The following is a 19,596-nucleotide window of genomic DNA, read 5'->3' on the forward strand; positions in this document are numbered from 1 at the left end:
CTTGCTTTTTAATTCGCCCCGTTGACGAGGAAGCTGGAGAACTGCGGGGACATCCAGGTTTTAAAGCCCTCCCCTTCGCGGACGATCATATAGACCGCCAGACCCTGCTGACGCACGATCTCTTTCGCTTTCTCCTCCCCCAGCACCATCAGGCCGGTATCCCAGGCATCGGCTTCCAGCGCCGTAGGGGCGATGACCGTCACCGACACCAGATTGTGCGTAATCGGGCGACCGGTCTGGGGATCGATCACATGGGAGATACGTTTTCCGTCCAGCTCATAATAGTTACGGTAGCTGCCGGAGGTGCTGATGCCGTGGCCGTTAATATCAACAATGGCCTGGACAGCGTTTTGCCGATCGGTAGGTTTCTGGATCGCCACGCGCCAGGGCTTATCGCTGGCGTTCATGCCGCGGCTGACCAGTGCCCCGCCCACCGACACCAGGTAGCGCGAGATCCCCTCTTCGGCCATCAACTGGGCCAGGTGATCGGCGGCATAGCCCTCCCCGACCGTCGAGAGATCGACAAACAGATCGGGGATGTCTTTTTCGAGGTATTGCTTGCCGGACTGATTGATGACCGTCAGATGCTGCAGGCCCGTTTGCGCCCGGGCATCGTCAATCTGTACCTGATCGGGAGTTTTTACCGGCTGCTTGTTCGGGCCAAAGCCCCACAGGTTAACCAGCGGGCCGACGGTGATGTCCATCGCGCCGTTGGTTTTATAGCCCACCCGCAGCGCCTCGGTGACAATGTCCGCCATCGCTTCGCTCACCGGCCAGGGTGAGGTGCTCTGGGACTGGTTAAAGCGCATCAGGGCCGAGTCGTTTTTATAGGTGGACATCAGCTGGTCGTCGCCATCCAGCTGGGACTGGATCTTTCCGCGCAGCTCTTCAGCCCTGGCAGCCGAGAGATCGATGACGCTGACGCGCCAGAAGGTACCCATAGTTTTGCCTTCCAGCACCGTCGCGGCGGCGGTTTCGCTCTTTACCGGAGGGGTGGGTGCATCGCACGCAGACAGCATAAACAGTGTCGCCAGAAAGCCGGCGCGCAGAAAAGTAATTTCCATTCGTTATTATCCTCAAGCCTGAGACCGGCAAGAGTACACTAAAAAGCAGGCTTTGTAAGGGGCTGACAGGATGGCCAAAAAAAGGGGCCAGTTGGCCCCTTTTGCAATACTGCGTAAGACTTAGAACTGGTAAACCAGACCCAGGGCTACGATGTCGTCAGTGCTGATGCCTGCACGGTCGGTGAAGGCGTTTTCATCCAGCAGGTTGATTTTGTAATCAACATAGGTGGACATGTTTTTGTTGAAGTAGTAAGTCGCGCCAACATCAACATATTTCAGCAGATCCTGGTCGCCGTTACCTTCGATGTCCTTACCTTTAGACTGCAGGTAAGCCACGGATGGACGCAGACCGAAGTCGAACTGGTACTGTGCAACCACTTCGAAGTTCTGTGCTTTGTTAGCAAAGCCATAAACCGCGTTGGTATCGGTGGACTTGGAATCACCGAAACGGGTCGCGTTGTAAGTCTGGGTGTACTGCGCTGCCAGATAGATATTGTTCGCGTCGTATTTCAGGCCACCGCTGTATACTTCAGCGTGGTCGCCACGGCCGTAAACGCCTGGGCCGTTCTGGTCTGCGGTACGTTTGGAAGAGGATGCTGCCGCACCTACGCTGAAGCCTTCGCCCAGATCATAGGTCAGGGAGCCGCCGAAGCCGTCACCGTTCTGTTTCAGCAGGCTACGGCCGCCGACGTTTTCACCGCTGACGCTGCCGTTTTTACCCTGATACTGCAGAGCAAAGTTCAGGCCATCAACCAGACCGAAGAAGTCCTGGTTACGGTAGGTCGCAACGCCGTTACCACGGGATTGCAGGAAGTTGTCAGAACCGTAGGTGTCGCCGCCGAATTCTGGCAGAACGTCGGTCCAGGAAGTTACGTCGTAAATCACGCCGTAGTTACGACCGTAGTCGAAAGAACCTGCGTCAGCGAATTTCAGACCCGCGAAGGCCACACGCGTCCAGGACTGGTTGCTGCTGCTTTCTGTGTCATTAGCCTGAACGTTGTATTCCCACTGACCGTAGCCAGTGATCTGATCGTTAACCTGAGTTTCGCCTTTGAAGCCGATACGCATGTAGGTCTGATCGCCATCAGCGCCATCGTCATCAGAGAAATAGTGCAGACCGTCTACTTTGCCGTAGAGATCTAATTTGTTGCCGTCTTTGTTGTAAATTTCAGCCGCATTTGCTGCGCCTGCTACCAGCAGTGCTGGTACCAGGAGGGACAGTACTTTGACTTTCATTGTTTTAACCCTCTGTTATATGTTTTTTTTACCACTGCTTACTGATTAACCCTCTTAACCAGTCGGCAAGTTCATTCTCCGCAAAAATACAGAATAATCCAACAAGAATATGATACGAAAACTTTTAAGATGTTTCATATTGCCGTATAGATGTTTCAATTTGTAAATTTGAGGGAACTTTTTTTGCCGCACAATAAGTTAAAAAATAAAGCACCAAAAATAAAAAACTTAAAATTTACTATATAAATCAATAAGTTAAGAAAAAAATAATTATAGCACTGATTGCCAAAACAAAAAGGCGTCCGGCTACTAAAATATCTCTCGCTATCATCATTAACTTTATTTATTACCGTCATTCAAATTTGAATGTCTGTTTATCCCGAATTGAACCGAATGCAATGCATTCGGTTTTTTTTTACTCTTCTTTACGCAAATTTGAAATATTTGTGCTACCCATCCGAAACTATAACGACTATTAATTAAATCTTAGCGTGCTATTTTTAGTGACGAAAATTGAATGGGTAATTCAATTTCTTGTTTATTCGTGCTATTTTTTCGTAATATTGTAAGTTATTTGTACAATAACCGTTTAACCGTACAGATTTAAGACAATCCTTTTCGACTTGCGCAACGGGACGAAAAAGTCAGCCCCGGAAGTGGCGTGAGGCTGGAAATTCGATTATTACGCTTTATACTGCCCTATTCGCCTGAAGCGCAGCCATAACGGGTTAACCACATCAATGAGTCAGTCTGAAACCACAGCCGCGAACAAATTCTCTCTGCTTCCGGGCAGCATTACCCGTTTCTTTCTTCTATTGATCGTTGTGCTGTTAGTGACCATGGGCGTGATGGTGCAGAGCGCGGTGAACACCTGGTTAAAAGACAGAAGCTATCAGATTGTCGATATCAGCCACGCCCTGCATAAACGTATCGACACCTGGCGCTACGCCACCTGGCAGATTTACGACAACATCGCGGCAACGCCGACCACCGCTTCTGCCGAAGGGTTGCAGGAGACGCGCCTGAAGCAGGATGTCTACTATCTGGAGAAAACGCGGCGCAAAACCGAAGCCCTGATTTTCGGTTCGCACGACAGCGCCACGCTGGAGATGACCCAGCGCATGTCGACCTATCTCGATACGCTGTGGGGTGCGGAGACCGTTCCCTGGTCGATGTACTATCTCAACGGTCAGGACAACAGCATGATCCTGATCTCCACCCTGCCGCTGAAAGATCTCTCCTCCGGTTTTAAAGAGTCCTCGGTCGGCACGATTGTCGATTCCCGCCGCGCGGAGATGCTGCAGCAGGCCAATGCTCTGGACGAGCGCGAAAGCTTCTCTTCCCTGCGCCGACTGGCCTGGCAAAATGGCCACTACTTTACCCTGCGCACCACCTTCAATCAGCCAGGCCATCTGGCAACGGTGGTAGCCTTCGATCTGCCGATTAACGATCTGATCCCGCCGGATATGCCGCTCGACAGCTTCCGTCTGGAGCAGGACACTTCAGCGCAAAGCCTGCGCGCGCCGACGGATAAAGAGAGCCCCGATAGCGTCTCTATCTCCTTTAACGGCTCTAAAATCGAGATTGCCTCCTCGCTGAACACGACCGGCATGCGTCTGGTCTGGCAGGTGCCTTTCGGTACGCTGCTGCTGGATACCCTGCAAAATATCCTGTTGCCGCTGCTGCTCAATATCGGCCTGCTGGCGCTGGCGCTGTTTGGCTACAGCACCTTCCGCTCACAGCCGGGCCGCCAGAGCGATGTTCCGGTTGCCGCCGGTACCAGCAACGAGCTGCGCGTCCTGCGCGCCCTCAATGAAGAGATTGTCTCGGTGCTGCCGCTCGGCCTGCTGGTACACGATCAGGAGGCCAACCGCACGGTGATCAGCAACAAAATCGCCGATCACCTGCTGCCGCACCTCAATCTCCAGAACATCACCAGCATGGCCGATCAGCATCAGGGCGTGATTCAGGCCACCATTAATAATGAGCTGTACGAGATCCGCCAGTTCCGCAGCCAGGTAGCGTCGCGCACGCAGATCTTTATCATTCGCGATCAGGATCGCGAGGTGCTGGTGAATAAAAAGCTCAAACAGGCGCAAAGACTGTACGAGAAGAACCAGCAGGGCCGCGCGGCCTTTATGCAGAATATCGGCGATGCCTTCAAACTGCCGCTGAAGGCGCTGGCCAGCGAAGCGGCCCACTTAACCAGCCCGGAAAGCCTGCAGCTGTCGGGTCATGCCGATACGCTGGTGAGGCTGGTGGACGAGATCCAGCTCGCCAATATGCTGGAGAACGACAGCTGGAAGAGCACCGCCACGCTGTTCTCGATTCAGGATCTGATCGATGAAGTGGTGCCGGAAGTGCTGCCGGTGATCAAGCGTAAAGGGCTGCAGCTGCTGATTAACAACCCGCTGCGGGCCAACGATGAGCGTCACGGCGACCGTGACGCGCTGCGTCGCATTCTGCTGATGCTGATCCAGTACGCGGTGACCACCACCCAGATCGGCAAAATTACGCTTGAAGTGAGCAGCGATGAATCGGCTGAGGATCGTCTCACCTTCCGTATTCTCGATACCGGTGAAGGGGTCACGGCCAGTGAAATCGACAATCTGCACTTCCCGTTCCTGAATGACACCCAGGGGGACAATTACGGCAAAGCCAACGCCCTCACCTTCTGGCTCTGCGATCAGCTGGCGCGTAAGCTTGGCGGTCACCTGAATATTAAAGCCCGCGAATCGCTGGGTACCCGTTATTCCCTGCACGTCAAAATGCCGGCCACCCCGCAGGAAACCGAGGACGATGAAGGCCTGCTGGATGAGGTAGTGATCATGGTGGATGTGACGTCGAATGAGATCCGCAGCATTGTGGTGCGTCAGCTGGAAAACTGGGGAGCGACCTGTATTTCCCCGGACGAAAGGCTGGCAAGTCAAGAATATGATCTCTTTTTAACGGATAATCCGTCTAATCTTACTGCCTCGGGCTTGCTTTTAAGCGATGATGAGCCTGGCGTGCGAAAAATTGGCCCCGGCCAGGTGCGCGTCAACTTTAATATGAGCAATGCGATGCAGGAAGCTGTACTACAACTAATAGAGGAGCAACTGGCGCAGGAAACGATCCCGGAATCCCCACTGGGCGGCAATGAAAATGCCGAACTGCAGGCCAGCGGCTATTATTCTCTCTTCGTAGACACAGTACCAGATGATGTTAAGAGGTTGTATACTGAAGCCGCCGCGAACGACTTCGCAGCGCTGGCTCAGACAGCACACCGGCTCAAAGGGGTGTTTGCCATGCTTAATCTGGTTCCAGGCAAGCAATTATGTGAAACGCTGGAACATCTTATTCGTGAGAAAGATGCCGCCAGCATAGAAAAATACATCAGCGACATTGACGACTATGTCAAAAGCTTGCTGTAGCAAGGTAGCCCTATACATGAACAATATGAACGTAATTATTGCCGATGACCATCCGATTGTACTGTTCGGTATTCGCAAATCACTTGAACAGATCGAGTGGGTGAATGTAGTCGGCGAATTTGAAGATTCCACAGCACTGATTAATAACCTGCCAAAGCTTGATGCGCACGTGCTCATCACCGACCTTTCCATGCCTGGAGATAAATACGGTGACGGGATTACGCTGATCAAATACATCAAGCGTCACTTCCCGAGCATTTCGATCATCGTGCTGACCATGAACAACAACCCGGCCATTTTAAGCGCCGTTCTGGATCTCGATATCGAAGGGATCGTCCTGAAACAGGGCGCACCAACCGATCTGCCTAAAGCGCTGGCCGCGCTGCAGAAAGGGAAGAAATTTACCCCGGAAAGCGTCTCCCGCCTGCTGGAAAAAATCAGCGCTGGCGGTTACGGCGACAAGCGTCTGTCACCGAAAGAGAGCGAAGTGTTGCGTCTGTTCGCAGAAGGTTTCCTGGTGACCGAGATTGCCAAGAAGCTGAACCGCAGCATCAAGACCATCAGTAGCCAGAAAAAATCGGCGATGATGAAACTGGGCGTGGAAAACGATATCGCCCTGCTGAACTATCTCTCTTCCGTGACGCTGAGTCCGGCAGATAAAGATTGATTGTGCGAAACGCCGGGTGGCAAGGTAAATGTAAAAAGGCAACGTAAGTTGCCTTTTTTTATGTTTGCGCCCTCTCCCTGCGGGAGAGGGTTGGGGTGAGGGCGGCAGGCCGCACTCTTATCCTCTCGTCTTCCTCACCCGATCCGCGTACACCGATAGCGTCTGCTTCAGCACGTCCAGCGTTACCGGCTTGGAAAGACAGCTGTCCATCCCCGACTCCAGACAACGCTGCTTCTCTTCTGCCAGCGCGTTGGCGGTGACGCCCACAACCGGCAGCGTCAGGCCCAGCTGGCGAATACGCTGGGTCAGGCGATAGCCGTCCATGTTCGGCATGTTCACGTCGCTCAGGACGATGTCGATATGGTTTTTACTCAGCACGTTCAGCGCGTCCACGCCATCGTTAGCGGTTTTGCACTGATAGCCCAGCGAGCCCAGCTGGTCGGCCAGCAGACGGCGGTTAATCGGATGGTCATCCACCACCAGGATCATCATGTCTTCATTCAGGGACTGCGCCGATTCCGGTGACGGCAGCGCCGCCGAGCCGTCGCCTGCATCCAACTCGATACGGTAGATCCGCGCCAGCAGCGCAATCAGCTCGTGCGGCGCGGCCACGCTGTTCACCCACTCGCCATGGGCGCGCTCCTGGGCGATGCCGATATGGCGACGGCAGAAGATCACCGCCGCTTTGCCCTGCCACGGATGCGTCAGCTCATCGTCGGTGATGAGGATATCTTCCGCGTCCGGCGTTTGCCCGGCATAGCGCGCCACGCGAATGCCGTGCGGCGTCAGCAGGGATTCCAGGTAGGCATACAGCGAGGCGTTATTGACCGCCAGCCAGCAGCGTTTATCACTTAATCCCTCTATCAGCCCGTTGGCCGGAGACTGCGCTGCATAGAGCGGAATGCGGATGGTGAACTGGCTGCCCATGCCCGGCTCGGTATCCACGGAGATATCGCCATCCATCATGCTGATCAGTTTTTCACAAATCGCCAGCCCCAGCCCGGTCCCCTGGAAGTTACGCTGAACCCCCGTACCCACCTGGAAGAACGGATCGAAAAGTTTGACCACCTCTTTGGCCGGAATACCCACCCCGGTGTCGCGCACGCGAATGCTCAGGTAGTCCCCTGCTTTGGCGACATGCATCACGATGCAGCCCATGTCGGTAAACTTAATGGCGTTGCTAAGCAGGTTGGAGATCACCTGCTGCAGGCGCATCGGATCGCCCTGCAGCGAGACCGGCACGTCCGGCTCAATAAAGCAGTACAGCCCCAGCTGTTTACGCACCACCAGCGGCAGATAGTTGGCGCTGATATGGTTCATTACCTCGCGCGGGGAGAATTCGCGCGGTTCAATTTTCAGCTGCTCGGACTCAATTTTGGAGAAGTCGAGAATATCGCTGATGATTTTCAACAGCAGGCTGGAGGAGTTGTTCATCGCCGTCACCAGACGGTCAACACCCCGGGGCAGCTCTTTGGTCTGCAGCAGATCGAGGTTACCGATAATCCCGTACAGCGGGGTGCGCAGCTCGTGGCTGACGGTGGCGAGGAACATCGATTTCGACTGGCTGGCCTGTTCGGCCGACTGGGCCATATCCTGCAACGACTCTTCCATTTTGACGCGCGCGGAGACATCTACCAGCACGCAGATGGCGACGTTCTCATTGCGATAGCGCGAGTGCACAAAACTGATCTGCAGGTTGGTGTTGTTGCTGGTCAGCACGTCGACGAAGTTGACCTGCTGTCCGCAGATGATCTGCGTCAGCCTCTGGCGGTCCTCGTGAGTCAGCATATTCAGATAGTTATGCGCCAGCTCGTTACTGAGGATGTTGGTGCCATCCAGGGTGCGCAGAATACAGATCCCCACCGGCGCAGAGGCGACAATCTTGCGGTTGAACTGCTCATGCTCTTCGAGGCGCTGGGCGTCGATCTCCGCCGGGATAAAGATTTTGCGCTCGTACATTCGCGCAAGGGTAAAGAGCGCAATCCCCACCAGCACGTTGAGCAGCACCGAGTTGAGGATCAACATGCGGATACGCTCCAGCACCATGTCCACCGGCACGGAATAGACGATGCTCAGGGACGATGGCGGCAGGCTCTTTTTCAGCACCAGCTCGCGGAAACCGGAGGTATAACCAAACCACGACCGCTCCTGCATCCAGCGGGGGTCGACCTTGAGGCGGGTTTCCGGCCCCACCAGCGAGATAAGAGAGTGGCCATTTTCATCGAGAATGGTCACGCCCATCGGCAGGTTACCGGGGGTGAAGAAGTTCTCCATGCGGATAGTCTGCTCGGTGCCGAGCATCGCCTGCAGGCGGTTAGCCAGATAGACCGGTGTCATGGCGTAGAAGTACCCTACCCCGGGACGCGGGCCCTGGCCGATCCAGAACAGATTATTGCCGCGCTCATCCTGCGGCGCATTGCGGTATTTCATGATCCGCTCGTGCAGGCTTTTCAGGGCATTGTCACGATCTACCGGCACGTCACGCAGGCCAAAGTTGGCCATACAGAGGTTTTCGCTGCCAATCAGAAAGACCCGGTTCAGATCGTAGGCTGCCGAGAAGTTATCGCGCCAGTAGCGCATAAACCAGGCCAGCGACTCCAGCGAGCTCCGCCATGCCGGGCCCATCGCCGAGCAGTCGGAATCGGGGAACAGCGGCTCAAAGTTGGGGATCTCAGTTTTACTGTCGCGCCCGCGGGTAGCCAGCACGCCGTTTTCTGCCGTCAGACGGTTTTCCGCGATGTACTTGAGCTCCTTCATGACGTCGGCGGTGCGCTGAATGTAGCGCTGGGACTGATCGTAGCTGAGATTAAACTCCTGACGGATCTCCGACTCCTTCTGGTGCAGCGCGTTAACGATGTAAAACACCGAAAACAGTGCGATTAACACCCAGATCAGGAGCGCCAGCGCCCGAAATAGATAGCGAGAAACTTTCAGCGTGGTTCGAAAGGAGACGAGGTATTTCAAGGGGGCGAGGCTCCGCCATCAGGGTCAAAAGGAATGGCTTAAGGTAGCGGTAAACGCACGCGGTCGCAATGTTCGGTTGTCTGCAATTGCGTGTACCTGCAAAAGAAAAGGGCCGGAGACCGGCCCTTTATCGTCAGGAGACGTTACTCTTCAGCATCATCTGCTGCATCGTCGTCGGTGTCCGCTTCCGGTGCGATCTCATCGTCACCTTCTGCGACGCTGCCGTCGATAGAGTCGAGCTCTTCGTCATCCACTGGCTCAGCAACACGCTGCAGACCCACCACGTTTTCATCTTCCGCGGTACGGATGAGGATCACGCCCTGGGTATTACGGCCCACCACGCTGATTTCCGACACGCGAGTACGCACCAGCGTACCGGCATCGGTGATCATCATGATCTGGTCGGCATCATCAACCTGGACCGCGCCAACAACGGAGCCGTTGCGCTCGGTCACTTTGATCGAGATAACGCCCTGCGTGCCGCGGGACTTGGTTGGATACTCGTCCTGGGCGGTACGTTTACCGTAGCCGTTCTGCGTGACGGTCAGGATCGCTCCCTCGCCGCGCGGAACAATCAGGGAAACGACGCTGTCTTCGCCCGCCAGTTTGATGCCACGTACGCCGGTCGCGGTACGACCCATGGCGCGCACTGCGCTCTCTTTGAAGCGCACCACTTTACCGGCGGCAGAGAACAGCATCACTTCGTCGGAACCGGAGGTCAGATCCACACCAATCAGTTCGTCGCCTTCGTTCAGATTGACGGCGATAATGCCGGCAGAACGTGGACGGCTGAACTCGGTCAGAGCGGTCTTCTTCACCGTACCGCTGGCGGTCGCCATAAAGACGTTCACGCCTTCTGCGTACTCGCGAACCGGCAGGATAGCGGTGATACGCTCGTTCTGCTCCAGCGGCAGCAGGTTGACGATTGGACGTCCACGCGCGCCACGGCTCGCTTCCGGCAGCTGATAAACCTTCATCCAGTACAGACGGCCCCGGCTGGAGAAGCAGAGGATAGTGTCGTGGGTGTTGGCCACCAGCAGGCGGTCAATAAAGTCTTCTTCTTTGATACGTGCCGCTGACTTGCCTTTGCCGCCACGACGCTGTGCTTCGTAGTCGGTTAACGGCTGGTACTTCACGTAGCCCTGGTGAGACAGGGTCACAACAACGTCTTCCTGGTTGATCAGGTCTTCGATGTTGATATCAGCGGTGTTCGCCGTGATTTCGGTGCGACGCTCATCGCCGAACTGATCGCGGACCAGCTCCAGCTCTTCGCGGATCACTTCCATCAGACGATCGGCGCTGCCGAGGATATGCAGCAGCTCGGCAATCTGTTCCAGCAGCTCTTTGTACTCGTCGAGCAGTTTTTCGTGCTCAAGGCCGGTCAGTTTCTGCAGACGCAGATCCAGAATCGCCTGGGCCTGCTGCTCGGTCAGGTAATACTGACCATCACGCACGCCGAACTCGGGCTCCAGCCACTCCGGACGCGCAGCATCATCGCCCGCACGCTCCAGCATCGCAGAGACATTGCCCAGCGCCCATGGCTGAGCCACTAACGCCGCTTTCGCTTCAGCAGGGGTTGGTGCACGACGAATCAGCTCGATGATTGGATCGATGTTCGCCAGCGCAACCGCCAGGGCTTCAAGGATGTGCGCACGATCGCGGGCTTTACGCAGTTCGAAAATGGTACGACGGGTCACCACTTCGCGGCGGTGACGCACGAACGCGCTCAGGATGTCTTTCAGGTTCATGATCTTCGGCTGACCATGGTGCAGCGCAACCATATTGATCCCGAAGGAGACCTGAAGCTGCGTCAGGGAGTACAGGTTGTTAAGAACCACTTCCCCTACCGCGTCACGTTTGATCTCAATCACGACGCGCATGCCGTCTTTATCAGACTCATCACGCAGCGCGCTGATACCTTCAATACGTTTCTCTTTAACCAGCTCGGCAATCTTCTCGATCAGGCGCGCTTTGTTCACCTGATACGGAATTTCGTGGACGATAATGGTCTCACGGCCGGTTTTGGCGTCGGCTTCCACTTCAGCGCGGGCACGAATATAGATCTTGCCGCGACCGGTACGGTAGGCTTCTTCAATACCGCGACGGCCATTAATGATGGCGGCGGTCGGGAAGTCCGGGCCCGGGATGTGTTCCATCAGCCCTTCAATGCTGATCTCTTCATCGTCGATATAGGCCAGGCAGCCGTTGATCACTTCCGTGATGTTGTGCGGCGGAATGTTGGTCGCCATACCTACGGCGATACCGGATGCACCGTTTACCAGCAGGTTAGGGATCTTGGTTGGCATCACATCCGGAATGCGCTCGGTGCCGTCGTAGTTATCGACGAAATCAACGGTCTCTTTTTCCAGATCGGCCATCAGTTCATGGGCGATTTTCGACATACGGATTTCCGTATAACGCATCGCCGCGGCGGAGTCGCCGTCGACTGAACCGAAGTTACCCTGACCATCAACCAGCATGTAACGCAGTGAGAATGGCTGCGCCATACGGACGATGGTGTCATAAACTGCTGTATCACCATGCGGGTGATATTTACCGATTACGTCACCAACGACACGGGCAGATTTTTTGTAGGCTTTATTCCAGTCATTGCCCAATACGTTCATGGCGTATAGTACGCGACGGTGTACCGGCTTAAGTCCATCGCGGACATCCGGCAGCGCACGGCCAACAATGACCGACATCGCATAATCCAGATAGGAGCTCTTCAGCTCTTCCTCGATGTTAACCGGTGTAATTTCTCTCGCAAGGTCGCTCATCTAACCGCTATCCCTCTACTGTATCCCGGATTCAAAGGTCGGAAATTATAACACACCCGCTTAGGTTTAAACTAATTTGCTTTGTTATCCTGATATACTTCCTCGTCTTTAAATTACGGAGTAAAAGCGTCCATGAATGCGGAAAAATCCCCGGTGGCTCACAACGTTGACCATGAAGAGATCGCCAAATTTGAAGCGGTGGCGTCCCGATGGTGGGATCTCGAAGGTGAGTTTAAACCTCTGCACCGCATTAACCCCCTGCGTCTGGGCTATATCGCAGAGCGCTCCGGCGGTCTGTTCGGTAAGAAGGTGCTGGACGTTGGCTGCGGCGGTGGCATCCTCGCTGAGAGCATGGCGCGCGAAGGGGCAACCGTTACGGGCCTGGATATGGGATTTGAACCTCTGCAGGTCGCCCGCCTTCATGCGCTGGAGTCTGGCGTGCAGGTAGAGTACGTGCAGGAAACGGTTGAGGAACACGCCGCAAAGCATGCCCATCAGTATGACGTCGTCACCTGCATGGAGATGCTGGAGCACGTTCCCGACCCGCAATCGGTGGTAAAAGCCTGTGCGGCACTGGTAAAACCGGGCGGCCAGGTGTTCTTCTCCACCATTAACCGCAACGGCAAAGCGTGGCTGATGGCGGTGGTCGGCGCGGAGTACGTGCTGCGGATGGTGCCAAAAGGCACCCACGACGTGAAAAAATTCATCAAACCGGCCGAATTACTTGGCTGGGTGGACGGCACATGGCTGAAAGAGCAGCACATAACCGGCCTGCATTACAATCCCCTGACCGACAAGTTCAAACTGGCGCCGGGGGTGGACGTGAACTACATGCTCCACACCACCGCAAAAAAAGACTAAGAATATCCACTCTTTTTCTAACGAATGCGCAACCCCCCGTTGCGCATTTTTGACCACCCGTTGAAGAAATCAGCAGTCGATCAAATTTTCATTTTTTTTCTAGATTATTGACATGACGTCCAGGCCTTACGGTACGAGGACTTACGCTTTTTTACTCTTTGACAACCTCAATTTAACCTCAAAATCAACTCTTGTACTGAAAAGAATCCTTACTAGAATACTCACCATCTTGCGTTATCCTTATCGTAAAACCCCTACATGTAGTATTTATCCACAGAGGTCTGTGGATAAGCGGGGGATATTTTCTTTTTTCACGGACAGGTAAAAACCCACATGAATCAGAGTCTGCTGGTGACAAAGCGCGACGGTGCTACCGAGCGTATCAATCTGGACAAAATCCATCGTGTTCTCGACTGGGCAGCAGAAGGACTGAACAACGTATCCATTTCTCAGGTGGAACTGCGCTCCCACATCCAGTTCTATGACGGCATCAAAACCTCTGATATCCACGAAACCATTATCAAAGCCGCGGCGGATCTGATCTCCCGCGAAGCACCGGATTATCAGTACCTCGCTGCACGTCTGGCCATTTTCCACCTGCGTAAAAAAGCCTACGGCCAGTTTGAGCCGCCAGCGCTGTTCGATCATGTGGTGAAGATGGTTGAGTTGGGCAAATACGACACGCATCTGCTGGAAGACTACACGGAAGAAGAGTTCAAGCAGATGGACGGGTTTATCGATCACTGGCGTGATATGAACTTCTCCTACGCTGCGGTGAAGCAGCTGGAAGGTAAATACCTGGTTCAGAACCGCGTGACCGGCGAAATCTACGAGAGCGCCCAGTTCCTCTACATTCTGGTCGCCGCCTGCCTGTTCTCTGGCTACCCGCGTGCTACCCGTCTGGAATACGTGAAGCGTTTCTACGATGCGGTTTCGACGTTCAAAATTTCTCTGCCAACGCCGATCATGTCCGGCGTGCGCACCCCAACCCGCCAGTTCAGCTCCTGCGTGCTGATCGAGTGCGGCGACAGCCTGGACTCCATTAACGCCACCTCCAGCGCCATTGTGAAATACGTTTCCCAGCGCGCCGGTATCGGCATCAACGCCGGTCGCATTCGTGCGCTGGGCAGCCCGATCCGCGGCGGTGAAGCATTCCATACCGGCTGTATTCCGTTCTACAAACACTTCCAGACCGCAGTGAAATCCTGCTCTCAGGGCGGCGTGCGCGGTGGTGCAGCGACCCTGTTCTACCCGATGTGGCATCTGGAAGTCGAAAGCCTGCTGGTCCTGAAGAACAACCGTGGCGTGGAAGGTAACCGCGTGCGTCACATGGACTACGGCGTGCAGATTAACAAGCTGATGTACACCCGTCTGCTGAAAGGCGGCGACATCACCCTGTTCAGCCCGTCCGACGTCCCGGGCCTGTACGACGCCTTCTTTGCCGATCAGGATGAGTTCGAGCGCCTGTACGTTCAGTACGAGCAGGACGACAGCATCCGTAAGCAGCGCGTGAAGGCGGTTGAACTGTTCTCCCTGATGATGCAGGAGCGCGCCTCTACTGGCCGTATCTACATCCAGAACGTCGACCACTGCAACACCCACAGCCCGTTCGATCCGGTCGTTGCTCCAGTGCGCCAGTCCAACCTGTGTCTGGAGATCGCCCTGCCGACCAAACCGCTGGAAGATGTGAACGACGAAAACGGCGAAATCGCCCTCTGTACGCTCTCCGCGTTCAACCTGGGTGCGATTAACAGCCTCGACGAGCTGGAAGAGCTGGCGGTGCTGGCGGTACGTGCCCTGGATGCGCTGCTCGATTATCAGGATTACCCAATCCCGGCGGCAAAACGCGGTGCAATGGGTCGTCGTACCCTCGGCATTGGCGTGATCAACTATGCCTACTGGCTGGCGAAAAACGGCAAGCGTTACTCCGACGGCAGCGCCAACAACCTGACGCACCAGACCTTCGAAGCCATTCAGTATTACCTGCTGAAAGCCTCTAACGATCTGGCCATCGAACAGGGTGCCTGCCCGTGGTTCAACGAAACCACCTACGCCAAAGGCATTCTGCCGATCGACACCTACAAGAAAGACCTGGACGCGATCGCCAACGAGCCGCTGCATCTTGACTGGGAAGCTTTGCGTGAATCCATCAAGACTCACGGCCTGCGTAACTCCACGCTCTCTGCCCTGATGCCGTCCGAGACCTCCTCGCAGATCTCTAACGCCACCAACGGCATCGAGCCGCCGCGCGGCCACGTCAGCATCAAAGCGTCGAAAGACGGGATCCTGCGTCAGGTCGTGCCGGACTACGAGCTGCTGAAAAACAACTACGAGCTGCTGTGGGAGATGCCAAATAACGACGGCTACCTCCAGCTGGTGGGCATCATGCAGAAGTTTATCGACCAGTCGATCTCTGCGAACACCAACTACGATCCGTCACGCTTCCCGTCCGGGAAAGTGCCGATGCAGCAGCTGCTGAAAGACCTGCTTACCGCGTACAAATTTGGCGTGAAGACCCTGTACTATCAAAACACCCGTGACGGTGCGGAAGATGCGCAGGACGATCTGGCCCCGTCCATTCAGGATGATGGCTGCGAAAGCGGCGCTTGTAAGATTTAATGTAAATGCCGGGTGGCGCTACGCTTACCCGGCCTACGATTTTGTTTGCCCGATCTACAAAATCTCTCACAGGACACATTCATGGCATACACCACCTTTTCACAGACGAAAAACGACCAGCTCAAAGAGCCGATGTTCTTCGGCCAGCCGGTCAACGTGGCACGCTACGATCAGCAAAAATATGACATCTTCGAAAAGCTGATTGAAAAGCAACTCTCCTTCTTCTGGCGTCCGGAAGAAGTTGACGTTTCCCGCGACCGCATCGACTTTCAGGCTCTGCCGGATCATGAAAAGCACATCTTCCTCAGCAACCTGAAGTACCAGACGCTGCTGGACTCTATCCAGGGTCGTAGCCCGAACGTGGCGCTGCTGCCGCTGATCTCCATTCCGGAGCTAGAAACCTGGGTCGAGACATGGGCGTTCTCTGAGACGATCCACTCCCGCTCTTACACCCATATCATTCGTAACATCGTCAACGATCCGGCGATTGTGTTCGATGATATCGTCACCAACGATCAGATCCTGAAGCGCGCGCAGGGCATTGCCCACTTCTACGACGATCTGATCGAGATGACCAGCTACTGGCATCTGCTGGGTGAAGGCACCCACAGCGTGAACGGCAAAACCGTCACCGTGAACCTGCGTGAGCTGAAGAAGAAGCTCTACCTGTGCCTGATGAGCGTCAACGCCCTGGAAGCGATCCGCTTCTACGTCAGCTTTGCCTGCTCCTTCGCCTTCGCAGAACGCGAGCTGATGGAAGGCAACGCCAAAATCATCCGTCTGATCGCCCGTGATGAAGCGCTGCACCTGACCGGCACCCAGCATATGCTGAACCTGCTGCGCAGCGGCGTGGACGATCCGGAGATGGCTGAGATTGCTGAAGAGTGCAAGCAGGAGAGCTATGACCTGTTTGTCCAGGCGGCACAGCAGGAGAAAGAGTGGGCAGAATACCTGTTCCAGGGCGGCTCGATGATCGGCCTGAACAAAGATATTCTCTGCCAGTACGTGGAGTACATCACCAACATCCGCATGCAGGCGGTTGGCCTGGATCTGCCGTTCCAGACCCGCTCCAACCCGATCCCGTGGATCAACACCTGGCTGGTGTCCGATAACGTGCAGGTTGCGCCGCAGGAAGTGGAAGTGAGCTCCTACCTGGTCGGTCAGATTGACGCCGAAGTCAACACCGACGATCTGAGCGACTTCCAGCTCTGATGAGCCGCGTGACGCTTCGTCTTACTGGCACAGAACTCCTGTGCCAGGAAGAACACCCTTCCCTGCTCATCGCGCTCGAATCCCACCAGATTGAAGTTGAATACCAGTGCCGTGAAGGCTACTGCGGTTCCTGCCGCTGTCGTCTGGTGACCGGCCAGGTTGACTGGATCACCGAACCGCTGGCCTTCATCAACGAAGGGGAAATTTTGCCCTGCTGCTGTCGGGCAAATGGTGATATAGAGATCGAGATGTGATTGTGCCGGGTGGCGCTTCGCTTACCGGCCTACAAAACCGCAGTCCGTAGGCCGGGTAAGGCGCAGCCGCCACCCGGCAATTTCAGCGTTTATCCTTCAAAAAGCTCACCGCTTTATCCGGGAAATCGGTAAACAACCCGTCCACGCCCGCCTGGTTGTACAACACCTCATAAAGCTGATTCACATCCGTCGCATATTCCGGCAGCTGGTCCGCACGCACCGTATAAGGATGGACCTGCATCTTGCTGGCATGCGCCTCTTTCACCATCGCCGTCAGCTTCACGTGGCCCGGCGTGGAGCCCTCCGCCACCAGCATGTGGTAATCCGGCCCGATGCCGTCGGCATACTGTGCAATCTGCTTCATCGCACCCGGCTTAAACATCCAGTCGTAGCTGTAGTTCACCCACTTGCCGTCCGGCTGCTTCTCCTGGGTTTCATTCCAGTCTGTCAAGGCAATCAGCTGCACCAGATTGAGATCCATCCCCATCTTCGGCTCCAGCTCGGTTTTGATGCGCTTCAGCTCAGCGGCGTCAAAACACTGCAGATAAACCTTGTCCTTCTTGCTGGTGTAGCCGTACTGCTTCAGCACCTCCAGCGTCTTCGCGGCAATGTCTTTCCCTTCCTGGTGGTGGAACCACGGCGCTTTGATTTCCGGGTAGATACCGATATTTTTACCGGTTGAGTGGTTCAGCCCCTGAACAAACTCAATCTCTTCCTGGAAGGTATGGATCCGGAAGTCAGATTTGCCCATCGGGAAACGTCCCGGATAGACCTGCACCTTCTTGCCGTTTTCAATCTCGAAGCCTTCGGTAAACTTCAGGGAGCGGATCTCCGCCAGGGTAAAATCAATGGCGTAGAAACGGCCATCTTTGCGGGCGCGGTCCGGGAAACGCTCCGCCACGTCCGTCACGCGGTCAAGATAATGGTCATGCAGGACCACCAGCTGGTCGTCCCTGGTCATTACCAGATCCTGCTCCAGGTAATCGGCACCCTGCGCATAGGCCATCGCTTTCGCCGGCAGCGTATGCTCCGGCAGATAGCCGCTCGCGCCGCGATGGGCGATGACGATTTTATCGGCCGCCAGCGCGGAACCGGTCATCAGGCCTGCCAGCAGCAGGCCGGTTGTTAAGGCAGATAATTTCATGGCAATGCTCCTTATTGACGACGTGCGAGCACTTCCGCGTGGTGACGTTTCTCACCAATCATCACAACAATCAGCAGCAGTACCGCCAGCACGCTACCGCCGATCATCACCATAAAGCCGCCGTCCCAGCCGAAGAAGTCAACGGTATAGCCCACGATGGCGCTTGCCGCGACCGAACCGCCCAGGTAGCCGAACAGACCGGTAAAGCCTGCCGCCGTGCCTGCCGCTTTCTTCGGTGCCAGTTCCAGCGCATGCAGACCGATCAGCATAACCGGACCATAAATCAGGAAGCCGATGACGATCATGCAGGCCATATCCACGCCCGGGTTGCCCGGCGGGTTGAGCCAGTACACCACGGTCGCGATGGTCACCAGGGTCATAAAGAAGACGCCCGTCGCACCGCGGTTACCTTTAAACACCTTGTCCGACATCCAGCCGCAAATCAGGGTGCCCGGGATCCCGGCGTATTCATACAGGAAGTAGGCCCAGGAAGATTTATCCAGCGCGAAGTGCTTCACCTCTTTCAGGTAAGTCGGGGACCAGTCAAGAATGCCGTAGCGCAGCAGATACACGAACACGTTGGCCACCGCGATGTACCACAGCAGTTTGTTGGGCAGCACGTACTTCATGAAGATCTGCTTTGCCGTCAATTCTTCTTCGTGCTTCTCACTGTAATCATCCGGATAGTCGTTTTTGTACTCTTCAATCGGCGGCAGGCCGCAGGATTGCGGTGTGTCACGCATCAGGGCGAAGGCAATAATCGCCACCACAATGGCACCAAAGGCAGGCATATAGAGCGCCGCATGCCAGTCGTTGAACCAGGCCATCCCCAGCAGGAACAGCAGAGGCGGAATACCGCCGCCCACGTTATGCGCGCAGTTCCACACCGACACGATACCGCCACGCTCTTTCTGCGACCACCAGTGCACCATGGTACGTCCGCACGGCGGCCATCCCATTCCCTGGAACCAGCCGCAGAGGAACAGCAGCACGAACATGACGGCAATGCTGGAGGTTGCCCAGGGTACAAAGCCCATAAACAGCATGACCGCTGCCGCCAGGATCAGACCGGCCGGCAGGAACACGCGCGGATTCGAGCGATCGGAGACTGAACCCATAATGAATTTGGAAAAACCGTAGGCGATGGAGATCCCCGACAGCGCGAACCCCAGATCGCCACGCGAAAAGCCCTGCTCCACCAGATACGGCATGGCGAGCGCGAAGTTTTTACGCACAAGGTAGTACGCCGCGTACCCGAAGAAGATCCCCAGGAAAATTTGCCAACGCAGACGGCGGTATAGCGGATCAATTTCTGCCTCTGGCAGACGCGCCCGATGCGGCGCAGGTTTGAAGATACTGAGCATGACAGCCTCCGTGGCCAG

12 protein-coding genes are annotated in these 19,596 nt (G+C 55.4%); 6 read left to right on the plus strand and 6 right to left on the minus strand.

The genetic code is table 11. The annotated features are described in order from the left end of the window. Window positions 1-8: 8 nt before the first annotated feature. Window positions 9-1,064, minus strand: coding sequence for an FAD:protein FMN transferase ApbE (gene apbE, locus AAHB66_RS15955; protein WP_347113570.1), 1,056 nt, complete (start codon window positions 1,062-1,064; stop codon window positions 9-11). A 120-nt stretch (window positions 1,065-1,184) separates the two neighbouring features. After that, window positions 1,185-2,300, minus strand: coding sequence for a porin OmpC (locus AAHB66_RS15960; protein WP_347113571.1), 1,116 nt, complete (start codon window positions 2,298-2,300; stop codon window positions 1,185-1,187). 740 nt (window positions 2,301-3,040) lie between these two features. Between AAHB66_RS15960 and rcsD the strand changes: the two genes are divergently transcribed. Together rcsD and rcsB are read left to right on the plus strand one after the other, a co-directional pair. Beyond that, window positions 3,041-5,713 (plus strand): phosphotransferase RcsD, encoded by a 2,673-nt coding sequence (gene rcsD, locus AAHB66_RS15965; protein WP_347113572.1) that lies wholly within the window; start codon window positions 3,041-3,043, stop codon window positions 5,711-5,713. A 16-nt stretch (window positions 5,714-5,729) separates the two neighbouring features. Then, window positions 5,730-6,380, plus strand: coding sequence for a response regulator transcription factor RcsB (gene rcsB, locus AAHB66_RS15970; RefSeq protein ID WP_106995396.1), 651 nt, complete (start codon window positions 5,730-5,732; stop codon window positions 6,378-6,380). A 117-nt stretch (window positions 6,381-6,497) separates the two neighbouring features. On the opposite strand, the gene rcsC is transcribed toward rcsB, so the two are convergent. Both rcsC and gyrA read right to left on the minus strand, forming a co-directional pair. Then, window positions 6,498-9,344: a two-component system sensor histidine kinase RcsC gene (rcsC, locus tag AAHB66_RS15975; RefSeq protein WP_347113573.1), complete on the minus strand. Its 2,847-nt coding sequence runs from the start codon at window positions 9,342-9,344 to the stop codon at window positions 6,498-6,500. A 143-nt stretch (window positions 9,345-9,487) separates the two neighbouring features. After that, on the minus strand, window positions 9,488-12,124 hold the full coding sequence (gene gyrA / locus AAHB66_RS15980; protein ID WP_337014279.1) for a DNA topoisomerase (ATP-hydrolyzing) subunit A: 2,637 nt from the start codon (window positions 12,122-12,124) through the stop codon (window positions 9,488-9,490). Between the two features lie 132 nt (window positions 12,125-12,256). On the opposite strand from gyrA, the gene ubiG reads away from it, so the two are divergent. From ubiG to yfaE, 4 genes are all read left to right on the plus strand, one after another. Further along, complete coding sequence (gene ubiG, locus AAHB66_RS15985) at window positions 12,257-12,985, plus strand: bifunctional 2-polyprenyl-6-hydroxyphenol methylase/3-demethylubiquinol 3-O-methyltransferase UbiG (protein ID WP_347113574.1); 729 nt, start codon at window positions 12,257-12,259, stop codon at window positions 12,983-12,985. A 333-nt stretch (window positions 12,986-13,318) separates the two neighbouring features. After that, window positions 13,319-15,604, plus strand: coding sequence for a class 1a ribonucleoside-diphosphate reductase subunit alpha (gene nrdA / locus AAHB66_RS15990; RefSeq protein ID WP_347113575.1), 2,286 nt, complete (start codon window positions 13,319-13,321; stop codon window positions 15,602-15,604). An 81-nt stretch (window positions 15,605-15,685) separates the two neighbouring features. Next, window positions 15,686-16,816, plus strand: coding sequence for a class Ia ribonucleoside-diphosphate reductase subunit beta (nrdB, locus tag AAHB66_RS15995; protein WP_347113576.1), 1,131 nt, complete (start codon window positions 15,686-15,688; stop codon window positions 16,814-16,816). Next, the gene (gene yfaE, locus AAHB66_RS16000; RefSeq protein WP_347113577.1) at window positions 16,816-17,070 is read left to right on the plus strand and encodes a class I ribonucleotide reductase maintenance protein YfaE; all 255 of its coding nucleotides are present in this window, start codon (window positions 16,816-16,818) and stop codon (window positions 17,068-17,070) included. Before nrdB ends, yfaE begins: the two co-directional genes overlap by 1 nt. Window positions 17,071-17,152: 82 nt before the next feature. Here the strand turns inward: yfaE and glpQ are convergent, their stop codons facing one another. Both glpQ and glpT read right to left on the minus strand, forming a co-directional pair. After that, window positions 17,153-18,214, minus strand: a complete 1,062-nt coding sequence (gene glpQ, locus AAHB66_RS16005; protein WP_347113578.1) for a glycerophosphodiester phosphodiesterase — start codon at window positions 18,212-18,214, stop codon at window positions 17,153-17,155. Between the two features lie 11 nt (window positions 18,215-18,225). After that, window positions 18,226-19,578 (minus strand): glycerol-3-phosphate transporter, encoded by a 1,353-nt coding sequence (glpT, locus tag AAHB66_RS16010; RefSeq protein WP_347113579.1) that lies wholly within the window; start codon window positions 19,576-19,578, stop codon window positions 18,226-18,228. Window positions 19,579-19,596: the final 18 nt, after the last annotated feature.

The sequence above is a fragment of the Leclercia sp. S52 genome, assembly GCF_039727615.1.
Taxonomy (GTDB): Bacteria; Pseudomonadota; Gammaproteobacteria; order Enterobacterales; family Enterobacteriaceae; genus Enterobacter; species Enterobacter adecarboxylatus_B.

Excerpts from the sequence above, each read along its gene's own strand:
- apbE (WP_347113570.1), bottom strand. The coding sequence starts at position 1,064 with ATGGAAATTACTTTTCTGCGCGCCGGCTTTCTGGCGACACTGTTTATG.
- AAHB66_RS15960 (WP_347113571.1), bottom strand. The coding sequence starts at position 2,300 with ATGAAAGTCAAAGTACTGTCCCTCCTGGTACCAGCACTGCTGGTAGCA.
- rcsD (WP_347113572.1), top strand. The coding sequence starts at position 3,041 with ATGAGTCAGTCTGAAACCACAGCCGCGAACAAATTCTCTCTGCTTCCG.
- rcsB (WP_106995396.1), top strand. The coding sequence starts at position 5,730 with ATGAACAATATGAACGTAATTATTGCCGATGACCATCCGATTGTACTG.
- gyrA (WP_337014279.1), bottom strand. The coding sequence starts at position 12,124 with ATGAGCGACCTTGCGAGAGAAATTACACCGGTTAACATCGAGGAAGAG.
- ubiG (WP_347113574.1), top strand. The coding sequence starts at position 12,257 with ATGAATGCGGAAAAATCCCCGGTGGCTCACAACGTTGACCATGAAGAG.
- nrdA (WP_347113575.1), top strand. The coding sequence starts at position 13,319 with ATGAATCAGAGTCTGCTGGTGACAAAGCGCGACGGTGCTACCGAGCGT.
- nrdB (WP_347113576.1), top strand. The coding sequence starts at position 15,686 with ATGGCATACACCACCTTTTCACAGACGAAAAACGACCAGCTCAAAGAG.
- yfaE (WP_347113577.1), top strand. The coding sequence starts at position 16,816 with ATGAGCCGCGTGACGCTTCGTCTTACTGGCACAGAACTCCTGTGCCAG.
- glpQ (WP_347113578.1), bottom strand. The coding sequence starts at position 18,214 with ATGAAATTATCTGCCTTAACAACCGGCCTGCTGCTGGCAGGCCTGATG.
- glpT (WP_347113579.1), bottom strand. The coding sequence starts at position 19,578 with ATGCTCAGTATCTTCAAACCTGCGCCGCATCGGGCGCGTCTGCCAGAG.